The organism is Streptomyces sp. MI02-7b (assembly GCF_033793585.1).
GTDB lineage: Bacteria > Actinomycetota > Actinomycetes > Streptomycetales > Streptomycetaceae > Actinacidiphila.
Genome location: NZ_JARAWX010000019.1, coordinates 145,716 through 165,593, shown reverse-complemented (window position 1 = coordinate 165,593; position 19,878 = coordinate 145,716). Strand labels below are relative to the sequence as shown.

Here is a 19,878-nt window from a genome sequence, read left to right as displayed (position 1 = left end):
ACAGGGGCTCCCGGGTGCCGGTCGCGCGGCGCCCCCGACCGCCGACGGACCGTGCCTTCACGCCCGCGGGCGACGCCAACCACCCGCACAGGACCGCCGTTCGACGTACCCGTCAAAATCGGAACAACAACGGGCCACCCAAAGTGATGACAAACATCATACGTATGCCCTACAGTCCTGGCGCAGAGTCGTCAACGAAGTCGACAAGACAAGGACATCTCATGGCCGGAATCCACACTGCGGTGCGCTCGCGCCGTAAAACGTCGACCGCCGCCGTCATATGCGCCGCAACGGCGCTCCTCACCCTCGCCGGTTGCGGCGGCGGGGGCACCGCGGCGAACGGCGCGTACGGCTTTCCCGAGGCCAAGCAGGAGGCATCCTCGGAGATCACCGTCTGGGTGGACGCGGACCGGCAGGCCGCCGCGAAGGCGTTCCAGACGGCGAACCCGGACACCAAGATCAAGGTCGTCACCTACGACGGGTCGGCCAACGGGTCCAACTCCTTCCGGACGAAGATGCAGCTCTTCGACCGCGCCGGCAGCGGCTGGCCGGATGTCGTCTTCTCCAGCCAGAACAACGACGCTGCCTGGGCCAGCCAGAAGAGCGGCGGCAAGCAGGCGTTCGCGGCCGTGCTCGACAAGGGCCTGGTCCCGAAGGACACGCTCGGCAACTTCACCGAGGGCTCGCTCAACCCCTGCACGGTGGAAGGACGCGTGTACTGCCTGCGCAACGACCTCGCCCAGGCGGTGCTCTGGTACAACAAGTCCCTGCTGGACCAGTTCGGCTACACCCTCCCGACCACATGGGAGGAGTACCAGGCGCTCGGGGAGAAGGTCGCCAAGGAGCACCCCGGCTACATCGTCGGGACGGCCGGCGACGCCTGGACGCCCGAGGTGTTCATGTGGGGCAGCAAGTGCCAGGCCAATGACGTGACCGGCCCCAAGTCAGTCTCCGTGAAGACCGACTCGACCGAGTGCAAGCGGGCGGCCACGCTGCTCGACACCCTCCGCGGCAACGGGACGGTGCCGGTGGTCAGCGTGTTCACCCCCGAGTTCCTGAAGAAGTACACGGGCAAGGTGCTGATGATGCCGGGTCCGGCCTGGTACGCCGGCGCGATCTTCAACAACCCCCAGTCGCTCAACGTGAAGGCCGGGCAGCTCGGCGTCGCCGCGCCGCTGCCGTGGAAGGGCGAGAGTGGGGCAGCGACGGGCAACGTGGGTGGCGGAACCTGGTTTGTCTCCAGCCACTCGAAGAACCTGAAGGCCGCCGAGAAGTTCGTCCAGTTCGTCACCACGGACGACGCGTACCAGGTCGATGTCGCACCGGGGTACCCGGCGTACGCGCCCGCCGCACAGAAGTGGGTCGCCAAGCAGGAGGCGAGCAAGTACTACGCCACCCCGCTGCAGCCGGTGGTGACCGCGGCGTCGCAGGTCTGGGACGGCTGGGGCTACCCCACGTACAGCCAGGAGGCGATCTGGGCGAAGACCATCACCCCGGGCGTCACGGGCGGCAAGTCGATCGTGGACCTACTGCCGGACTGGCAGACGGCCATCGCGAACCAGGCCAAGGTCAACGGATACAAGGTGAACTGACATGACCCTGGCTCCTCCGAGTGGCCGGCCGGCCGTCGACGCCTCGGGGCGTCGGCGGCCCGGCCGGGGCGGCGGCCGGGCGGCCGGCCGCGCGTTGGCTCGCAGTCCGATCGGCTATCTCTTCGTCTCGCCCTACGCGTTGCTCACCGTCGTCTTCGGGATCGTGCCGTCGCTCTACGCGCTGTTCCTGGCCTTCACGAACGCCGACGGCGGATTCGCGGGTTTCGACAACTTCACCACGGTCGTCGGGGACTTCCGGTTCTGGCCGGCCGTGTTCCACGTGACCGCCTACCTCGTCATCTGGCTCCTCGGGCTGGTCGTGTTCGTCGTCGGCCTGTCGCTGGTGGTCCACGCCATCGGCGTGCGGTGGGTGAGCACGACCCTGCGCTTCGTCTACTACCTGCCCGGCGCGCTCGCGGGCGCGTCCAGCGTCCTGCTGTGGCTCTTCGTCCTCGATCCGACCGCGAGCCCCGTCAGCGGCCTGCTCAAGGCGATGGGGTTCGAGAGCTTCGTGCAGGTGATCCAGCCCGGCAACCTTCCGGCGATCTTCGCGATCATCGCGTTCTGGACCGGAGCCGGCGGATGGATCCTCATCATGTACGGCGCGCTCAACAACATCAGCACCGAGGTGATCGAGGCCGCACGCATCGACGGTGCGAACGCCTTCCAGATCGCGCTGCGGATCCAGCTTCCGATGCTGCGCAAGTGGGTCGCCTACATGGGCGTCATGTCGCTCGCGGCCGGCACCCAGCTGTTCGTCGAGCCGCAGTTGCTCAGCCAGGCCAGCAACGCGGTGGTCCCCAACGACTACTCGCTCAACCAGCTGGCCTACCAGTACGCCTTCCAGCAGAACGACTTCAACGGCGCGGCCGCGATCTCGCTGATCCTGCTGGTCGTCGCACTCCTGCTGTCCTGGGTGTTCGTGACCCGCGGCGGCCTGTTCGAGAAGGAATGACCATGGCAGCACTCTCCGCCGCACGCCGCCGGCCGAGCCTCAGCGGGTGGAGCGGGCGGTCCATCGCAGGCGTCCTGCTCGCCGTCTTCGTCCTGTTCTTCGCCGTCCCGATCGTCTGGCTGCTGCTGGCGGTGACGAAGTCCTCGAAGACGCTCGTCGTCGCGGACCCGTTCTCGATCGGGTCGTGGTCGGACCTCGTCGCCAACTGGCACCAGTTGTTCGCCTTCCAGGACGGTGCGGTGACGACCTGGATCGGGAACTCCGCGCTGTACGCGATCGGCGCTCTGGTGATCACGGTCCTCGTGAGCATCCCCGCCGGCTACGCGCTCGCGCTCACGGAGTTCAGGTTCCGGCAGGCGCTGCTGGTGCTGACGCTCGTCGTCATGCTGATCCCCAACACCGCACTGGTGCTGCCCATCTTCCTCGAACTGAACAGCGTCGGCCTGATCGGGAGCCCGCTGTCGGTGATCCTGCCCATGTCGTTCTTCCCGTTCGGCGTCTATCTCACCTACATCTACTTCTCGACCAGCATCCCGCGTGACATCCTCGCCGCCGCGCGCATCGACGGCTGCACCGGGTTCCAGGTCTTCTCGCGGGTCGCCCTTCCGCTGGCCGCCCCGATCGTCGCCCTGGTGGCGTTCTTCAGCTTCGTACAGAACTGGAACAACTTCTTCCTCCCGTTCGTGATGCTGCCCTCGAGCGACGGCTATCCGATCCAGGTCGGGCTCACCTCGCTCCTGGCGTCGACCCCGGCTTTCAATCCCAGCTCCGCGGGATCCGACTCCGTCCAGCTGCCCACCTTGGCGCTGGGGACGATCGTGTCGATCCTGCCCGTCCTGGTCGTCTTCCTCTTCTCCCAGCGATTCCTGGTCGCAGGCATGACAGCTGGAGGAACCAAGGAATGACCACTCGCCCCTGCAAGGAGAACCACCGCCGATGAAGATCACCGGGTACCGCAGTCTGAACACCGTTCACGACTGGGGCAGAATCACCGGGGACGTCAACGGTGTCCAGTCCGGCCACACCACGCCGGTCCCCGTCCTCATCATCGAGACCGACAGCGGAATCGAGGGAGTGGGCCTCGGGGCCCACGCCGACATCGCCCGTGTCTTCCCCGCGATCGAGGGCGACGACCCGCGCTCGGTCACGGCGCTCTACGACCGCATGCTCGACTGGGTGTTCAAGGCCGGTCACTCAGGATCCACCTTCGGCACCATCGGGGCGGTCGACATGGCCCTGTGGGACATCAAGGCCAAGGCCGCCGACGAGCCGCTCTGGCGGACCCTCGGCGCCCGCGAGCGCTTCGTCCCGGGCTATGCGTCCGGTCTCGAGTACGGCCTGACCGACGAGGAACTCGTCGTCCTCTACGGCCGGTTCGCGGACCGCGGGTTCAAGGCCGGCAAGCTCAAGGGCGGCCGCGACCTCGACCGCGACCTGCCCCGGCTGGAGATCATGCGCGACGTCCTCAGCCGCAACTCCCGCCGGCCGGCGCTCATGTTCGACGCCAACGAGGCGTGGAACCACGCCCAGGCGGCGCGGTACGTCGCGGCCATCGAAGAGCGCATGGACCTCACCTGGGTGGAGGAACCGCTGCGCCGATGGGACGCGGCCGGCATGGCCTCGCTGCGCGGGAAGGTACGCGCGGCGATCGCCAGCGGCGAGAACCTGACCGGGCTGGAGCAGTACCGCCCTCTGCTCGACGCGAACGCGGTCGACATCGTGCAGGTCGGCAACGTGTGGGGGATCACCCACTTCCTCCGCGTCGCGACGCTCGCGCACGCCCACGACCTGCCGGTGAGTCCCGTCGCGTACAACGCGAACCCGGTGGCGCACGCCGCCGCCGCCGTACCGAACCTGCTGACCTTCGAAGTCCAGGACCTTCACTTCCCCGTCGGTCTCGACGTCGACCAGCAGTTCGACGACGGAGGCATCGTCCTGGGCGATCGCCCGGGCATCGGGATCGTCGTCGACGAGTCCCGGATGTCACCGGCCGACGCCGCTCCGCCCCGGCCCGCGGCGACCGGCCCGCACATCCGGCCCGAGCGCGCCGCCCTGCGGCTGGTGGCCGAACCCGACGTGATCGACGACCCGACGCACACCGGAGGCCGAACCCGATGACCCATCGACCCGAGCGCAGGGCCTTCGTCGTGGGTGTGCGGCCCGACAAGCGCGAGGAGTACCTGGCGCTGCACCGTGCCGTGTGGCCGAGCGTCGAGCGCAAGCTCACCGAGTGCAACGTGCGCAACTACAGCATCTTCATCTTCGGCGACATCCTGTTCGCCTACTACGAGTACGTCGGCGACGACCACGAGGCGGACATGCGGCGGATCGCCGACGACCCGGCGTCGCAGGAATGGTGGACGCACACCGACCCGTGCCAGGTGAGGATCGCGGAGGAGCGTGATCCCGGGGCGCTGTGGCAGCCCGTCGAGGAAGTGTGGCACCTCGCATGAGTGCGGGCATCGACGCCCATGTGCACCTGTGGAACCGGGCCGTGGACCCGCAGGACTGGATCGACCCGGAGACCATGGCGCCGATCGCCCGCGACTTCGGCGCCCCCGATCTGAGCGGGATGCTGGACTCGACCGGTCTCGACGGTGCCGTGGTGGTGCAGTCGAGCAACAGCCTCGACGAGAGCATCCGGCTCGCCGGGCTGGACTCGCCGGCCGTCGCCGGCCTCGTCGCGTGGGTCGACCTCGCGGCGGAGGTCGGACCTCAGCTCGACCGGATCCGCGAGAACGCCGCTGTCCCCGTCGTCGGGGTGCGGCATCTGGTCCACATCGACCCGGACCCTGAGTGGATGACGCGCGAGGAGATCGGTGCGGGCCTCGCCGTCCTCGAGCGGGAGGGCCTCTGCTTCGACCTCGTCGTGCGTGAGTGGCAGCTCCCGCAGGCGACCCGTCTGGCCGCGCGCCACAGCGGCCTCTGCTTCGTGCTCGACCATCTGGGCGGTCCGCCCGGGCCCGGGCAGGACCGGAGCATGTGGGCGGCGCGGCTGCGGGAGCTCGCGCGGCAGCCGAACGTCGTCGCGAAGGTCTCGGGACTCACGTCGGGCCTCGCCCCCGGATCATGGCGCGCGGACGATCTCGCCGCACCGGTGATGATCGCTCTGGGATACTTCGGCGCCGAGCGTCTGCTCTACGGCTCCGACTGGCCGCTGGCCGAACTCGGCGGCGGAGCGGCGCCCTGGAAGTCCGCTCTGGAGACGCTGCTGGGGGGGCTCTCCGCCTCGGAACGCGCACGGGTGTTCGGCGGCAACGCCGCCGACGTCTACTCGCTGTCCTGATCGAGCGCCCGGCCGCGCGCCCTCGGCGCGTGGTCGGGCAGCCGGCGGCGCTCCCACGAGACGTGGATGTGATCGTGCATCGCCTTCTGGGCCGCGGCGACGTCCTTCCTGGAGATGGCATCCAGGATCGCCGCGTGTTCCTGCAGCGTCAGCTCGACCGCGTCAGGGGGGTTGATGCCCTGGTAGCGGCTGGACTCCACGGCCCGCTTGTACAGATGCTTGGCGATGTTCTCCGCCAGCCGGTTGCCGGAGATCTCCATGAGCGCGTAGTGGAACACCACGTCGGCCTGCCGGAAGGAGTCCGTCTCGGACACGCTTTCACGCATCGTGACCAGCGCGTTCTCCAGCCTCCTCAGCCCGTCCGCGCTGCGTGAGGCGGCCACCGCGCCCGCCATCGCCGATTCGAGGCTCGCCCGCACGATCGTCAGCTCGTCGAGGACGCCGAGTGTCGCATCGTTGTCGATCAGCGCGGACAGCACCACCGGATCGAGCATGTTCCAGTAGCCCGGCGCCCGCACCTGGGTGCCGCGACCCTGGGAAACGATCACCAGGCCCTTCTCCTCGAGCCGCTTCACCGATTCACGCAGCACCGTGCGGCTCACGCCGAAGTGCTCGCTGAGCGGACCCTCCGGCGGCAGCAACTCGCCTTCCCTCAACCGGCCTGTCACGATGAGGTCGACGAGTTCGAAGACGACCGCGACGCCCAAGCGGCCGGCGGGCAGGCGTCGCGGGAACAGTCGGGCGGTGGGCTGCGACTCGGCTGGCATACGTATGACCTTATCGCGCAATCAATCCGCGGTCGAAGAGGTCCGTCGGCAACGGGATGCCGAGTCACGGCCTCCCCCAGCGGCCGCCGCAGTCACGGCATTTGCCCGGATCGCCCCGGTCCGCGCGATGACACCCGCCCACGGGGACTCACTCACCACGACGGCGAAGGGGCGCCGGCCGCGGCAGCGGAGGAACGGGCCGCGATCACGGCGTCCGCGACAGGCCCCACGTCTGCAGCGCGAAGGGACGGCCCTTCTCCTCCCCCTCGATCAGCGGCACGTCGAGCAGGCGGAATCCCGCCCTGGTGGCCACCGCGACACTCGCGGCGTTCTCGGCCTCCAGTTCCAGGATCACTTGCCGCACGCCCAGTTGCCCGAAGGCGTACGCGGTCATCACCCGGACCGCCCGCACCGCCAGCCCCTGGCCGCGGTGCGCGGGTCCGATCACATAGCCGACCTCCGCGCCCTCAGGGGCCCGCCGCAGCATCACCTCGCCGAGCGGCGCGCGGCCGTCGGCGGTGACGGCGAGCAGGATCGTCGTGCCGTCGGCCCGCATCTGCCGGTCCCGCTCCAGCCGCGTACGGGCGGCCGCTTCGTCGAAGGGGGAGGCGATCGGCGTCCAGTACGCGATGTCGGGATGGTCGAACAGATCCGGCATCGCGGCCAGGTCCGCTTCCGTCCAGTCGCGCAGGACGAGGCCTTCCCCGGCGAGTTCGATCCTCGAGGGAAAGGGCGACGTCGTGCTGGTCATGGTGCGGATCCTCCCTGGCATGCCGGACGAGGCAGCATAACCGGGGCCGTCCGCCGGCCCGGCGGATTTTCCGCGGGCTCGCGGCCGGTGGCGCCCTGCGTCACCGCATCCGCACTATGTGCACAAAGTGCGCAGATCCGGAGCACAAGGGAACGACTTTATTTCATAAGGGATTTGATCTGATCACAAGATGGTCACTAGGGTCATGCCTCGAACCTCTGTGCAGCGATCACCCAGTCCGGGTGGCGGCAGAGTCCCGCCGATCCGAAGTGGCGTGCGTACGACGGGGGAACGCCGACACTCGGGGCCGGAGAACCGCGGTTTCCGACGCTCGCGGCAGGCGGCTGGAGGAAGAAGGAGCCCGCCCGAGTGGCGTCCCACCGTCGACCCAAGCAGACCAGTCGCACACGTGTCACCGTGCTCACCGCGACCGCCGCCGCGGCCGTGGCGCTCTCCGCCCAGGCCGCCCAGGCCGCGCCCGCCAAGCAGTCCGTCAAGAGCGTCAAGGCCAAGGTGGACGCCCTCTACGAGCAGGCCGAGCAGGCGACCGAGAAACTCAACAGCGCGACGGAGAAGCAGCAGCGGCTGCAGCAGCAGGTCGAGGTCATCCAGGACGAGGTCGCCCGCGAGCAGGGCGAGCTCAACGATCTCCAGGACGACCTGGGCGCCCTCGCCAGCGCCCAGTACCGCAGCGGCGGCATCGACCCGACGTTGCAGCTCTTCCTCTCCGCCGACCCGGACAGCTACCTCGACAAGGCGTCCACCCTGGAAGCCCTGAGCACCAGGCAGGCCGAGGGGCTCCGGCAGATCGCGGAGAAGAAGCGCAGCCTCGACCAGCGGAAGGCGGAGGCGGCGGGCAAGCTCTCCGAGCTCGGCCGGACCCGCGCCGAACTGGGCAAGAAGAAGAAGCAGGTCCAGGGCAGACTGGCCGAGGCGCAGCGGCTGCTCAACTCGCTGACCGCCGCCCAGCGCGCCGCGGTCGCCGCCGCGGACGCCCCCGCCGCCGGTGGCAGCGAGCACGTCGACCTGGGGAACGCCACCCCGGCGTCCGGCCGTGCCGCCGCCGCCCTCGCGGCCGCGGAGACCCGGATCAACATGCCGTACGTCTTCAGCCACTCGGGCCCGACGTCCTTCGACTGCTCGGGGCTCACGATGTGGGCCTACGCCCAGGCCGACGTCAGGCTGCCACGCACCTCGCAGGATCAGGCCAATGCCGGCACCCGCCTGTCGATGAGTCAGCTCCAGCCCGGTGACCTGGTCCTCTTCTACGGCGACCTGCACCACATCGGCCTCTACGCCGGCAACGGCATGGTCCTGCACGCACCCCACTCCGGCGCGGTCGTCCGCTACGAGTCGATCAACAACATGCCGTTCGAGTTCGGCGTCCGCGTCTGACGGAGTCCGAGGGCCCCGCGCTCACCGAGCCGGTGTCCTCGCGGCCGCAGGGTGCCTCCGCGTCACGCCGGGGGCCGTGTCGCCGCCTTTGCCTGCCCCAACGGCGCATGGTGGCGAAGCGTCGCGAAGGGCGTCCCGTGGACGGCGAGCGGAACGCCTCCCGCCGGACGAGGGGACTCCCTCTCCGCCTCGTGGGCGGGGGTGACCTGCCAGCCGGTGTCCGTGGAGACGAGCGACACGGCCGACAGCGGCCGCACATCGAGATGCCAGAAGGTCCTCGCCGGCGCCGAGAGCGCGTGCACGAGCAGGGCGCGGACGACGGCGGGCTCGACGACGGCCAGGGTGGGCCGGGTACCACGCGGCAGTTTGATCAGCCAGTCGGCGGCGCGGTCGCACAGTTGCCGGACGGATTCGCCGCCGTGCGGCGCGGCCTCGGGATCGGTCAGCCACAAGGACAGGCCGTAGGGGTCGACAGCCGCGATCTCCTCGCGGGTCCGTCCCTTCCAGCGTCCGCAGTCCATGTCCCGCAGCGCGGGTTCCACCGTCGGTTCGAGGCCGAGCGCCTCGGCGGTCCGTGCGCAGCGCTTCGAGGGTGCCCGGATGGTCAGCGGGTGGGCGACGAACGCGGGCAGGTTCACCCTGCCGGGCAACCGCTTTCCCACGGGCTCGTCAGCGAGAACCGCTTCGCGTCCACTGGTCGCGGCGGCCGCGCACAGAAGGGTCAGGTGGATCGCCATACGGTGGCCTCCTTCCTTTCCCGGCCGGGTACCGGGGGCGTCCTGTGAGGCTCCGGCAACCGTTCTCCCACACGGTCCGTGGGCTGTCTGCCGCCACTCGGGTGATCAGGCGGCGAAGGGAACCGCGTACGCCGACCGCCTGGGCCGCGGTCCGTGGACCGGTGGACCTGCGTCGGCGTACGTGGACAGGTCTTTCCTGGTTACAGCATGGCGTCCGGCATCTCCGGAATCCATCCACCGGTCGGCGGCCGTTGCCTCCACCGACCGGCGGGACGGCATCCGCCATCCGGCCGGTGGGGCGGAGTCCGGAAGGGGTACGGCCCCCGTCGGGGTAGGCATCGAAACATGGCCCCATGCCGTACGGCGCGCACGCTTCTGCCGGCCCCGGCCACCCGCGGAGCCCGGGCGGGAATCCCGCTCGTGCTCCGCTCCGGTGGCGGCGCCGGCCCCCGGCGTACCGGCGCGCGCGGCCGTCCGTGCCGGCGGGCCGACGGATGATGAGGTTCCGTACGCCGCCTCCCGTGCTGCTGGACGCGGTCCTCGTCTTCTTCGCGCTGCTGGATGTGCGCGTCAACGTCCATTTCAACGATTCCGCCAGCCTGGCCTGGGGCCTGACGGCCGCGCTCTCCTTGATGCTGCGCCGCCACCGCCCGCTGCTGACGTTCCTGCTGACCCTGCCGGCCGTGCTCGTCTCGTCCGCGGTGTTCGCTTCGCTGGCCGCCCTGTACACGCTCGCCACCTTCACGCGGCGGCGCACCCTGCTGGCGTTCTGCGGTATCGCTTTCACGCTCTGCGACGTGCCACCGTGGCCCTCGATGAGGTTCGACCTCACGGAGACGGCGACGTTCATCACCCTCGGCTACACCGCCACGACGGCGGCCGCCCCCCTCTTCCTCGGTCAGCTCGTGCAGGCCCGTCGTGACCTCTCCCTCCGGCTCCGGGAGATCTCCGAGGCACGCGACCACGAACGCCTGCTCACCGACCAGACGGTACTGGCCACGGAGCGTGCCCAGCTGGCCCGGGAAATGCACGACGTCGTCTCCCACCAGGTCAGCCTCATCGCCGTGCAGGCCGGCGCCCTGCAGGTCGGCGCACCGGACGCGGCCGTCAAGGAGACCGCGGGGACGATCCGGCGGCTGAGCGTGCAGACCCTGGACGAGTTGCGGCACATGGTGGACGTCCTTCGAGCGGCCGGCAGCCGTCCGACCGAACTCACGCCGCAGCCCTCCGTGTCGGACCTCGAACGCCTGGTCGGTGGCAGCGGCATCGAGGCCGACCTCGACATGGACCTGCCGGAGGGGCTGCCCGCGCCCGTCCAGCGCGCCGTCTACCGCACGGTCCAGGAGGCCCTGACCAACGTGCGCAAGCACGCACCCGGTGCGCGGGCCTCGGTGCGGATCCGGCGCGAGGCCGGTGTCGTCCGGGCGACGGTCACCAACGATCAGCCGACCCGCCGGCCCCTTCCGCTGCCGAGCGCGCGGTACGGCCTGGTCGGACTGCGGGAGCGTGCCGCGCTGCTGAACGGCACGTTCAGCTCGGGGCCGACGGCCGAGGGGGGTTACGAGGTCCGCCTGGAGCTGCCGGTCGAGGGCCCGACATGAACGGCGGCGGCTCCACCCGTACGGCGTATCTCCGGCGACCGCGACAGTGCCGATGGTCCGACAGTGCACTAACGGCCCTGAGGAGCCCGAGCCGCACGGCGTGCCACGGCCCCGCGGGACGTCCCCGGAGGACGGTGGGCGGCCTGCCGGCCGGGAGCCCGGCGCCGACGCGCGTCCCCTGCTGCTGCAGGTCCTCGACGAACTGTGCGCACGCGGCCTGTTGAGACTGGACCCGCAGGTCCCGCCGTCCCGGCCCGCGCCCCCGCGGGACGGGGACCGGTGAGCGGACCCGCCCCCACGGCCCCCGCTCAGGCCGGAAGCGTGGACCGCTGTTCCAGGACGGTCAGCGCCCGCTCGGCCCAGCGGATGTTCTCCTCCTCGAAGGCACGGCCGCGCATCAGGGTCAGGTACGGGCCGACCCGTTCGGCCCCCGTGAGGAACTCCTCCTCGGTGCGCCCGGCGAGCAGCCGCGCACGCTCCAGGTCGTAGCGGGCCAGCTTGGCCCGCGCCGACTCCAGATGCTCCGCGATCGCGGTACGGACGGCGGCCGGGTCGCCCGCGTCCACGGACTGCACCTTGACCAGCAATTCGTCGCGGATGGCGGTCGGCCTGGCGGGTTCCGCGGTGTAGTCGTGCAGCGCCTGGCGCCCGGCCCCGGTGAGCGAGTACAGGCGCTTGTTGGGCCGGCGCTCCTGGAGGACGACCCGGGCCTCGATCAGCCCCTGGGACTCCATGCGGTCCAGCTCCTTGTACAGCTGCTGGGGGGTGGCCATCCAGAAGTTGGCCACCGACGCGTCGAACCTCTTGGACAGGTCGTAGCCGGAGGCTTCCCCCTCCAGGAGGGCCGCCATCACCGCGTTGCGCAATGCCATACCCGGATATTACGCCTTCTTGACTAGACAAGAAGGCCATTGGTCAATCATTTGCCTGCCGTCGCGGGACCGGCACCACGCTGCCGACTCTGCAGGGAACGCAGATTCTTGCGCAAAAAAGTTACTTTCTCACGAGAATGAGCCTGGATATTGCGGCGGTGTATCCGCGACATTACGGTGCCCCTTGCGTTGGCGCTCCACCCCCCTGGTGCAGAACAGACATTCTGCGCCGAAAGGAGCATGTGATGTTGCGTATACCCCCCATCCTCCGAGGCCGGAGACGGCCGTCCCTGAGACGAGCCGTCGCCGTCATGGCCGGCACCACCCTGCTGACCACCGGCGGCGCGCTCGCGCTGACCGCCACCCCGGCCTTCGCCGCGGCCGCCACCGGCGGCAGCGGCGCGAACCTGCCCTACGTCGAGGTGCAGGCGGAGAACTCCACCACCAACGGCACCGTGATCGGGCCGAGTTGGACCTACGGCGAGCTCGCGGACGAGGCGTCGTACCGCAAGGCGGTGACCCTGCAGGGCAGCGGGAAGTTCGTCACCTTCACCACCCCCGTGGCAACCAACTCGATCGACTTCCGCTACAGCATCCCGGACACCTCCGGCGGCTCGGCCTACACCGCCCCGCTGTCCTTCGCCATCAACGGCGCCGCACAGCCCGACTTCACCCTCACCAACGCCTACAGCTGGTACTACGGCAGCTACCCGTTCACCAACACCCCGGGCAGCAACCGGCACCACTTCTACGACGAGGTCCACCGGCTGCTGCCGCAGACGTATCCTGCGGGCACCACCTTCACCCTCCAGGTGGGCGCCGGCGGCACCACGACCACCATCGACTTCGCCGACTTCGAGCAGGTCGGCGCGGCCCTCCCGCAGCCGTCCGGCTCGGTGTCGGTCACCAGCAAGGGCGCCGACCCGACCGGCGGCAGCGACGCCACAGCGGCCTTCAACGCGGCGATCAGCGCGGCCGGGGCCGGCGGCACGGTGTGGATCCCGTCCGGCACGTTCAAGATCCCCGGCCACATCACGGTCAACAACGTCACCGTGGCCGGCGCGGGCATGTGGTATTCGACGGTGACCGGTGCGGCGCCCGGCTTCTACGGCCTCGGCGAGCCCGACAGCTGTGGCGTCGGCGGCAACCGCGGCGTCAGCAGCGGTGTCCACCTGTCCAACTTCGCGATCTTCGGCCAGGTCGGCACCCGCAACGACTGCGACCAGGTCAACGGCATCGGCGGCGCGATGAGCAACTCCTCCGCGTCGAACATCTGGATCGACCACCTGAAGGTCGGCGCCTGGATGGACGGCCCGATGGACAAGCTGACCCTCAGCGGGCTGCGGATCCGCGACACCACCGCCGACGGCGTCAACTTCCACGGCGGCGTGACCAATTCGACGGTCACCAACAGCGACATCCGCAACACCGGTGACGACGGTCTGGCGATGTGGGCGGACTCCGCTCTCGGCGCCGACGCCAACGACACCTTCTCCAACAACACGGTGCAGCAGCAGATCCTCGCCAACGGCATCGCGATCTACGGCGGTCACGACAACACGGTGAGCGGCAACCTGGTAGTGGACTCCGGTCTGGCGCAGGGCGGCGGCATCCACGTCGGCCAGCGCTTCACCTCCACGCCGGTCGGTACGACCACCATCACCGACAACACCATGATCCGCGACGGCAGCCTCGACCCGAACTGGCAGTTCGGCGTGGGCGCGCTCTGGTTCGACGGCAGTCAGGGCGCCATCACGGGACCGATCAACGTGAGCAACGCGCTGATCCAGCAGAGCCCCTACGAGGCCGTGCAGTGGGTCGAGGGCACGGTGAGCGGCGTCCACCTCAGCAATGTGACGATCGCCGGCACGGGAACGTTCGCGCTCCAGGAGCAGACCGGCGGCGCGGCCACGTTCACCAACGTCACGGCGACCGGCGTCGGCGCCTCGTCGCCCGTCTACAGTTGTGAGGGCTCCAACTTCAGCGTCACCGACGGCGGCGGAAACTCCGGCATCTCCGGGACGCCCTTCTGCGGCGGCTTCCCCACGCCGGTCTTCCCGCCCTACCCGGCCACCGGTGTCACCGCCTCCCCGGGCGCGCTCAACTTCGGTTCCGTCGCAACCGGTTCCACCAGCGCCGCACAGACCGTGACGGTGTCCAACCCGACCGGCACCGCCGCCGCGGTGTCCGCGCTGGCCACCTCGGGCGACTTCGCGCAGACCAACACCTGCGGCACGTCGATCCCCGCGAACAGCTCCTGCGCCGTCAGCGTCACCTTCAGGCCGACCGCGTCCGGGGACCGCACCGGCACCCTGGCCGTCACCGCGGGCGGCAACACCAGCACCGTCACCCTGGCCGGCACCGGCATCGCGCCGGGACCGGTGCTGAACACCAACCCGGCGAATCTGTCCTTCGCCGGTACGGTGGTCGGCTCGACGGCCACACCGCAGACGGTGACCGTCACCAACTCCGGCACGAGCGCCGCCACCGTGTCGTCCGTCGCGGCGAGCGGCGACTTCACCGAGACCGACAACTGCGGCTCGCTGGCCGTCGGTTCGTCGTGCGTGGTCACCGTCGGCTTCAAGCCCACCGCGGGCGGTGCCCGCAGCGGCACCCTGACGCTGACCAGCAACGCCAACAACAGCCCGACGAAGGTCGCACTCGGCGGCACCGGCATCGACAGCGGCACGAACATCGCGGCCGGGCGTTCGGCGTCGGCGAGTTCCACCAACGGCACCTTCGGCGCGGGCAACGTCACCGACACCGACGCCTCCACGTACTGGGAGAGCGCCAACGGCAACTTCCCGCAGTGGGTGCAGGTCGACCTCGGCCAGAACTACAGCGTCGGCAAGGTCACCTTGAAGCTCCCGCCGTCCACCGCGTGGGCGACCCGGACCGAGACGCTGTCCGTGCAGGGCTCCACCAACGGCACCAGCTTCGACACCCTGGCGGCGTCCGCCGCGCAGACCTTCGACCCGAACGCCAACAACAACACGGTGACCGTGACCTTCCCGGCGGCGACGGCCCGCTACGTACGGATCAACGTGACCGGCAACACCGGCTGGAACGCGGCCCAGCTGTCCGACCTCCAGGTGTTCCCGAGCGGAGGCACCGGCAACCCGACGTCGCCGACCCTCACGGTCAGCCCGACCTCGCTCACCTTCGCCGCCCAGACGCCCGGCACCACCAGCGCCGCGCGGAACGTGACGGTGACCAACACCGGTACGGCCGCGGCGTCGATCTCCTCGGTGACCGCCTCCGGCGACTTCGCGCAGAGCAACACCTGCGGCACCTCGCTCGCCGCGGGCGCCGGCTGCACGGTCGCGGTGACCTTCACCCCGACCGCGTCCGGCACGCGGACCGGCACCCTGACGATCAACAGCAACGCGACCAACAACCCGGCCACCGTCGCCCTCTCGGGCACCGGCAGCGGCACGGTGGCCACCAACCTGGCGGCCGGCCGGACCACCAGCGAGTCCAGCCACACCGACGTCTACCCGTCCTCGAACCTCACCGACGGCAACCAGGCCACCTACTGGGAGAGCGCCAACAACGCCTTCCCGCAGTGGGCGCAGGTGGACCTCGGCTCCGCGCAGAGCGTGAGCAAGGTCGTCCTGAAGCTGCCGGCCGGCTGGGGCGCCCGCAACGAGACGCTGTCGCTCACCGGCAGCACCGACGGTTCCGCCTTCAGCACCCTCAAGTCGTCCGCGTCCTACAGCTTCACCCCGGGCGCGAACAACACGGTCACGATCACCTTCACCGCGTCCACCCAGCGCTACGTCCGGGTGACCGTCACCGCCAACGACGGCTGGCCCGCGGGTCAGCTCTCCGAGTTCCAGGTCTGGAACATCTGACCTGGCGCGACCCGCAACAGCCCCGTGCCGCCCGGTGCCCGTGCACCGGGCGGCACGGGCGTTCCGGCGACCGCCCCGGGGCCCTCTCCGGGAGCGCGGGAGGTCGTGCCGCGTCCGCCGGGTCCCGGGCGCCCGCGGGCAGCGCGGAGAGTACGGCGCACCCGGCGGGTCCGCGCGGCGGGATCCCCGGGTGGGCCGCCCGGCCCCGGAGGGTTACCCGTTCGGCCCATGCCCGGGACGCCGCCGGCGTTCCACAGTGGGGTGGAGTGCACCGCGCACGGACAGGCAGGTGATCGTCATGGGTGACGGCATGCCGCACGAGTGCCTGCGGGAGCGGACCGTGGCCGGGACCGATGTGGTGTCCCTGCACGGCGAGATCGACCTGATCAGCGCCCCGCTGGTGGCCGCGCGCCTGGACGCGCTGAGCGCCGCGCCCCGCCCGGACCTCGTGGTCGATCTGCGCGAGGTGGGCTTCATCGACTGCTCCGGGCTTCGCGTGCTGTGCCGGACCCTGCGCCGCGTACGGCAGCGCGGCGGAACCCTGCGCCTGGTCGTCGTCGACGGCCCGGTCCTCGGAGCGCTGCGACTGGCCGATCTGGAGCATGCCTTCGACCTGCGCCACGGCCTGACGGAGGGAGTCACACATGAAGGCCTGGGTCTTCCACGGACCGGGACAGGCGGCCTGGCAGGAGGTGCCTGATCCGCGGCTGACGGACGCGGCGGACGCCATCGTCCGCGTCGACACCGCCGGCGTCTGCGGCACCGACCTGCACATCCTGCGCGGCGACGTACCCGACGTCCCCGCCGGGACGGTCCTGGGTCACGAGGCGGTCGGCGAGGTCGTCGAGACGGGCCCCGCGGTCCGCACCGTGTGTCCCGGGGACCGGGTGCTGGTCTCCTGCGTCAGCGGCTGCGGGCACTGCCGCTACTGCCGCGAGCAGGCGTACGGGCAGTGCCGCGGGGGCGGCGGCTGGATGCTGGGGCACCTGATCGACGGCACGCAGGCCGAGTACGTGCGCGTCCCGTTCGCCGACGTCGGCCTGCACGCCCTGTCGCACGTGGTGGGCAGCGAGGTCGCCGTGCTGCTGGCGGACATCTTCCCCACCGGCTACGAGGTGGGCGTCCTCAACGGCGGGGTGCGCCCCGGCGACACGGTCGTCGTGGTGGGCAGCGGCCCGGTGGGGCTGGCCGCCATCGCGACCGCCCACCTCTTCTCGCCGCACGCCGTCATCGCCGTCGACCTCGTTCCGGCCCGGCTGGACGCGGCCAAGCACCTGGGCGCCGACGCGGTGGTCCGTGCCGACGAGGGCCCCGAGCAACTCGTCGACGACCTCACCGACGGACTCGGCGCCGACGTGGTGATCGAGGCGGCCGGCACACCGGAGAGCTTCGGGCTGTGCACGCGCATGGCGCGGCCCGGGGGCCACGTGGCCAACGTCGGCGTGCACGGGAAGCCGGTCACCTTCCACCTGGAGGACCTGTGGAGCCGGAACCTGACCGTCACCACCGGTCTGGTCGACACGTACTCCACCCCGACCCTGCTGCGGATGATGGAAGCGGGCCGGCTGCCCGCCGCGTCCCTGGTGACGCACGCCTTCGAGTTCCAGGACGCGGCGGCGGCCTACGACGTGTTCTCCTCGGCGGCCGACACCGGGGCCCTGAAGGTCGTGCTGGGCGGACCGCACCACGACGTCGTCGCCATCCCCGCCTGACCGCCCGGGTCCGGGCGCAGGGCGCAGGGCGCAGGGCATGATCAGCCGTTCCTTCCGACCGACGAGGGAGACCGCCGTGACCATCACCACGAGGGGCCTGCTCGGCGCGCTGCCGGCGGAGGCACAGGACCGCATGCGGGAGCTCGGCCGCGAGGTCTCCTTCCCGGCGGGCACCCGGATCTTCGAGGAGGGCCGCAGGGCCGACCGCTTCTGGGTGATCAGCTCCGGTTCCGTCGCGCTCGACCTGCATGTGCCCGGCCGCCGGGCCGCCCAGGTGGAGACGCTGGGCCCCGGCGACCTGCTCGGCTGCTCCTGGCTGTTCGCGCCCTACACCTGGCACCTCGGGGCGCAGACCCGCAACGCGGTCACCGCCGAGGAGTACGACGCGGCGGCCGTGCGGGCGCTGTGCGAGGCCGACCCCGTCCTCGGCTACGCCGTCGCCCGGCGCGTCGCCGAGATCGTCACGCACCGTCTCCAGGGCACCCGTACCCGCCTGCTCGACCTCTACGGCCCCCAGGGCAGCGGTGACCGACGGTGACCCGTTCGGCGCTTTGACGACCGGGGCGGATCGGCGACGATCGGGGGGACGGCCGGGCACACGAGGCGGCAGCCGGGAGCGCGCATGACCGAGATGCGGGAGTTCTCACCGCAGGCGCCGATCAAGGTCTTCCTGGTCGACGACCACGAGGTCGTCCGGCGGGGGCTGCACGACCTGATCGACGCGGAATCCGACATGGAGGTGGTCGGCGAGGCCGGCTCGGTCGACCACGCGGTGGCCCGCGGCCCGGCGCTGCGCCCCCATGTGGCGATCCTCGACGTGCGGCTCCCCGACGGCGACGGCATCACGGTCTGCCGCGAACTGCGCTCGGTCATGCCCGGCCTCGCCTGCCTGATGCTGACCTCGTTCGACGACGACGACGCGCTGCTGGACGCCATCATGGCCGGCGCCGCCGGTTACGTGCTGAAGCAGATCAAGGGCTCCGACCTGCTGAAGGCGGTGCGCACCGTGGCCTCCGGCCAGTCGATGCTGGACCCGGCGACGACGGCGCGGCTGATGGAGAGCCTGCGCACCCACGAGGAACCGCAGGCGCCGCCGCAGGACGACGCGCTCGCCGCCCTCTCCCCGCGGGAGCTGGAGATCCTGGACCTGGTCGGCGAGGGCCTGACCAATCGCGAGATCGCGCAGCGGCTCTTCCTGTCCGAGAAAACCGTGAAGAACCACATCTCCCGGCTGCTCGGAAAGCTCGGCGTCGAGCGGCGCATCCAGGCCGCCGTCCTCGCCACCCAGCACCATCCCGACGGCCCGCCCCCCGAGCCGCACCACTGACCACCCGGACCTGCGGAGTGGGGCCGAGCGGACCCCCGGCAGACCCCGGCGGCCCCTCCCGCGGCACGCCACCGCGGCGCAGGATGGTCCCAGGCGCCCGGCCGGGAGGTGCAGCGCGATGACGACCACCACACTCGACGGCGCGACCCTGGAGAAGCTGATCTCCGCCGCGGTCGCCGCGCCCTCCTGCCAGGCACGACGACCTTGGCGGTGCCGCCTGGACCCGGACACGGCCACCTTGCAGGTGCGCGCGGTCGGCGAGCCACGGACCCCGCGCGGGGACGGAGACCAGGCCTCGCGGGCGCTGTACGTCTCCATCGGTGCCGCCCTGTTCAACCTGCGGGTCGCCGTCACCCACTTCGGCTGGGAACCCCAGGTCCGCCTGCTGCCCTCCCCCGCCGATCCCGGCCTGTACGCCAGCGTGCGGCTGACCGCCCCGGCCCATGCCCGCGCTCCCGAGACGCGCGGCGCCGATCTGTACGGCGCACTGTGGCGGCGCCCCGATGCCGTCGCCACGTGCCCGGTACGCCGCCCGCCGGGGGCGTTCGTACTGGACCTGGTCGACGCCGCCCACAGCGAGGGGGCGGCGCTGAGCCTGCCGCACGCCGCGGAGACCCGGCGGCTGCTGCGGCTGACGGAGGACGCCGACCGGCGCGGCGCGGTGGACGGGGAGCCGGTCCCCCCGCCGACGGGCCCGGGGGGCGAGTCCTCGTACGGGCCCGGACCTGCGCCCGGCGACGACCGCTTCCCGCTCGTGGCCGTCCTGACCACGCCTCGCGACGGCCGCGCCGACTGGCTGCGGGCGGGACAGGCCCTGCAGCACGTGCTGCTGGCGGCCAGCGCGCAGCGGGTGCGCGCGTCGCTGCTGCACCAGGCGCTGGACTACCCCGACCTGCGCCGGGCGCTGCGCAGCGCGGAGTCCGGCCCCGGGCACGTGCAGATGCTGGTGCGGCTGGGATACGGGCCGCTGCGCGCGGGCACCGCGCCGCGGGGTCCACGTCACCCGGTGATCGAGGTGAACTGACGTCC

Annotated in this window: 18 protein-coding genes; 14 read left to right on the top strand and 4 right to left on the bottom strand. The window is 71.0% G+C overall.

Annotated elements, in window-relative coordinates:
* Positions 1-221 precede the first annotated feature (221 nt).
* Genes PV364_RS28545 through PV364_RS28520 form a run of 6 tightly spaced genes read left to right on the top strand, consistent with a single transcriptional unit; the run spans position 222 to position 5,833 of the window.
* A complete protein-coding gene (locus PV364_RS28545) occupies positions 222-1,592 on the top strand; it encodes an ABC transporter substrate-binding protein (protein WP_319663247.1) in 1,371 nt (456 codons plus the stop codon).
* Between the two features lies 1 nt (position 1,593).
* Complete coding sequence (locus PV364_RS28540) at positions 1,594-2,547, top strand: sugar ABC transporter permease (protein WP_319663246.1); 954 nt, start codon at positions 1,594-1,596, stop codon at positions 2,545-2,547.
* A gap of 2 nt (positions 2,548-2,549) precedes the next feature.
* Positions 2,550-3,452, top strand: a complete 903-nt coding sequence (locus tag PV364_RS28535) for a carbohydrate ABC transporter permease (RefSeq protein ID WP_319663245.1) — start codon at positions 2,550-2,552, stop codon at positions 3,450-3,452.
* A gap of 31 nt (positions 3,453-3,483) precedes the next feature.
* Positions 3,484-4,665, top strand: coding sequence for a mandelate racemase/muconate lactonizing enzyme family protein (locus tag PV364_RS28530; RefSeq protein ID WP_319663244.1), 1,182 nt, complete (start codon positions 3,484-3,486; stop codon positions 4,663-4,665).
* Positions 4,662-5,000, top strand: coding sequence for an L-rhamnose mutarotase (locus PV364_RS28525; protein ID WP_319663243.1), 339 nt, complete (start codon positions 4,662-4,664; stop codon positions 4,998-5,000). The genes PV364_RS28530 and PV364_RS28525 overlap by 4 nt, the downstream gene beginning before the upstream one ends.
* The gene (locus tag PV364_RS28520) at positions 4,997-5,833 is read left to right on the top strand and encodes an amidohydrolase family protein (RefSeq protein WP_319663242.1); all 837 of its coding nucleotides are present in this window, start codon (positions 4,997-4,999) and stop codon (positions 5,831-5,833) included. The genes PV364_RS28525 and PV364_RS28520 overlap by 4 nt, the downstream gene beginning before the upstream one ends.
* Here the strand turns inward: PV364_RS28520 and PV364_RS28515 are convergent.
* Positions 5,818-6,600, bottom strand: a complete 783-nt coding sequence (locus tag PV364_RS28515) for a FadR/GntR family transcriptional regulator (RefSeq protein ID WP_319663240.1) — start codon at positions 6,598-6,600, stop codon at positions 5,818-5,820. The genes PV364_RS28520 and PV364_RS28515 overlap by 16 nt on opposite strands.
* A gap of 205 nt (positions 6,601-6,805) precedes the next feature.
* The gene (locus tag PV364_RS28510) at positions 6,806-7,351 is read right to left on the bottom strand and encodes a GNAT family N-acetyltransferase (RefSeq protein ID WP_319663239.1); all 546 of its coding nucleotides are present in this window, start codon (positions 7,349-7,351) and stop codon (positions 6,806-6,808) included.
* Between the two features lie 369 nt (positions 7,352-7,720).
* Here PV364_RS28510 and PV364_RS28505 point away from each other — a divergent pair, with 369 nt between their 5' ends.
* Positions 7,721-8,746 (top strand): NlpC/P60 family protein, encoded by a 1,026-nt coding sequence (locus tag PV364_RS28505; protein WP_319663238.1) that lies wholly within the window; start codon positions 7,721-7,723, stop codon positions 8,744-8,746.
* A 62-nt stretch (positions 8,747-8,808) separates the two neighbouring features.
* Here the strand turns inward: PV364_RS28505 and PV364_RS28500 are convergent, their stop codons facing one another.
* The gene (locus PV364_RS28500; RefSeq protein WP_319663237.1) at positions 8,809-9,483 is read right to left on the bottom strand and encodes a histidine phosphatase family protein; all 675 of its coding nucleotides are present in this window, start codon (positions 9,481-9,483) and stop codon (positions 8,809-8,811) included.
* 497 nt (positions 9,484-9,980) lie between these two features.
* Here PV364_RS28500 and PV364_RS28495 point away from each other — a divergent pair, with 497 nt between their 5' ends.
* Positions 9,981-11,084: a sensor histidine kinase gene (locus PV364_RS28495; protein ID WP_319663236.1), complete on the top strand. Its 1,104-nt coding sequence runs from the start codon at positions 9,981-9,983 to the stop codon at positions 11,082-11,084.
* Positions 11,085-11,392: 308 nt separating this feature from the next.
* Here the strand turns inward: PV364_RS28495 and PV364_RS28490 are convergent, their stop codons facing one another.
* On the bottom strand, positions 11,393-11,956 hold the full coding sequence (locus PV364_RS28490; protein ID WP_319663235.1) for a PadR family transcriptional regulator: 564 nt from the start codon (positions 11,954-11,956) through the stop codon (positions 11,393-11,395).
* Positions 11,957-12,267: 311 nt separating this feature from the next.
* Between PV364_RS28490 and PV364_RS28485 the strand changes: the two genes are divergently transcribed.
* The 6 genes from PV364_RS28485 to PV364_RS28460 all read left to right on the top strand — a co-directional run bounded on the left by PV364_RS28485 (position 12,268) and on the right by PV364_RS28460 (position 19,873).
* Complete coding sequence (locus PV364_RS28485) at positions 12,268-15,810, top strand: choice-of-anchor D domain-containing protein (RefSeq protein WP_319663233.1); 3,543 nt, start codon at positions 12,268-12,270, stop codon at positions 15,808-15,810.
* Positions 15,811-16,108: 298 nt separating this feature from the next.
* On the top strand, positions 16,109-16,510 hold the full coding sequence (locus PV364_RS28480; RefSeq protein WP_319663232.1) for an STAS domain-containing protein: 402 nt from the start codon (positions 16,109-16,111) through the stop codon (positions 16,508-16,510).
* Positions 16,455-17,522 (top strand): alcohol dehydrogenase catalytic domain-containing protein, encoded by a 1,068-nt coding sequence (locus PV364_RS28475; protein ID WP_319663231.1) that lies wholly within the window; start codon positions 16,455-16,457, stop codon positions 17,520-17,522. The genes PV364_RS28480 and PV364_RS28475 overlap by 56 nt, the downstream gene beginning before the upstream one ends.
* Positions 17,523-17,655: 133 nt before the next feature.
* Complete coding sequence (locus tag PV364_RS28470) at positions 17,656-18,060, top strand: cyclic nucleotide-binding domain-containing protein (protein WP_319663276.1); 405 nt, start codon at positions 17,656-17,658, stop codon at positions 18,058-18,060.
* Positions 18,061-18,144: 84 nt separating this feature from the next.
* Complete coding sequence (locus PV364_RS28465; RefSeq protein WP_319663229.1) at positions 18,145-18,849, top strand: response regulator transcription factor; 705 nt, start codon at positions 18,145-18,147, stop codon at positions 18,847-18,849.
* Positions 18,850-18,967: 118 nt separating this feature from the next.
* Positions 18,968-19,873, top strand: coding sequence for a hypothetical protein (locus tag PV364_RS28460; RefSeq protein WP_319663228.1), 906 nt, complete (start codon positions 18,968-18,970; stop codon positions 19,871-19,873).
* Positions 19,874-19,878 lie beyond the last annotated feature (5 nt).

What these genes read in the sequence shown, in the direction of transcription:
- PV364_RS28500 (WP_319663237.1), bottom strand. Translation starts at nt 9,483, where the DNA reads ATGGCGATCCACCTGACCCTTCTGTGCGCGGCCGCCGCGACCAGTGGA.
- PV364_RS28460 (WP_319663228.1), top strand. Translation starts at nt 18,968, where the DNA reads ATGACGACCACCACACTCGACGGCGCGACCCTGGAGAAGCTGATCTCC.
- PV364_RS28465 (WP_319663229.1), top strand. Translation starts at nt 18,145, where the DNA reads ATGACCGAGATGCGGGAGTTCTCACCGCAGGCGCCGATCAAGGTCTTC.
- PV364_RS28515 (WP_319663240.1), bottom strand. Translation starts at nt 6,600, where the DNA reads ATGCCAGCCGAGTCGCAGCCCACCGCCCGACTGTTCCCGCGACGCCTG.
- PV364_RS28525 (WP_319663243.1), top strand. Translation starts at nt 4,662, where the DNA reads ATGACCCATCGACCCGAGCGCAGGGCCTTCGTCGTGGGTGTGCGGCCC.
- PV364_RS28540 (WP_319663246.1), top strand. Translation starts at nt 1,594, where the DNA reads ATGACCCTGGCTCCTCCGAGTGGCCGGCCGGCCGTCGACGCCTCGGGG.
- PV364_RS28510 (WP_319663239.1), bottom strand. Translation starts at nt 7,351, where the DNA reads ATGACCAGCACGACGTCGCCCTTTCCCTCGAGGATCGAACTCGCCGGG.
- PV364_RS28490 (WP_319663235.1), bottom strand. Translation starts at nt 11,956, where the DNA reads ATGGCATTGCGCAACGCGGTGATGGCGGCCCTCCTGGAGGGGGAAGCC.
- PV364_RS28530 (WP_319663244.1), top strand. Translation starts at nt 3,484, where the DNA reads ATGAAGATCACCGGGTACCGCAGTCTGAACACCGTTCACGACTGGGGC.
- PV364_RS28520 (WP_319663242.1), top strand. Translation starts at nt 4,997, where the DNA reads ATGAGTGCGGGCATCGACGCCCATGTGCACCTGTGGAACCGGGCCGTG.
- PV364_RS28545 (WP_319663247.1), top strand. Translation starts at nt 222, where the DNA reads ATGGCCGGAATCCACACTGCGGTGCGCTCGCGCCGTAAAACGTCGACC.
- PV364_RS28535 (WP_319663245.1), top strand. Translation starts at nt 2,550, where the DNA reads ATGGCAGCACTCTCCGCCGCACGCCGCCGGCCGAGCCTCAGCGGGTGG.
- PV364_RS28480 (WP_319663232.1), top strand. Translation starts at nt 16,109, where the DNA reads ATGGGTGACGGCATGCCGCACGAGTGCCTGCGGGAGCGGACCGTGGCC.
- PV364_RS28470 (WP_319663276.1), top strand. Translation starts at nt 17,656, where the DNA reads ATGCGGGAGCTCGGCCGCGAGGTCTCCTTCCCGGCGGGCACCCGGATC.
- PV364_RS28475 (WP_319663231.1), top strand. Translation starts at nt 16,455, where the DNA reads ATGAAGGCCTGGGTCTTCCACGGACCGGGACAGGCGGCCTGGCAGGAG.
- PV364_RS28485 (WP_319663233.1), top strand. Translation starts at nt 12,268, where the DNA reads ATGGCCGGCACCACCCTGCTGACCACCGGCGGCGCGCTCGCGCTGACC.
- PV364_RS28495 (WP_319663236.1), top strand. Translation starts at nt 9,981, where the DNA reads ATGAGGTTCCGTACGCCGCCTCCCGTGCTGCTGGACGCGGTCCTCGTC.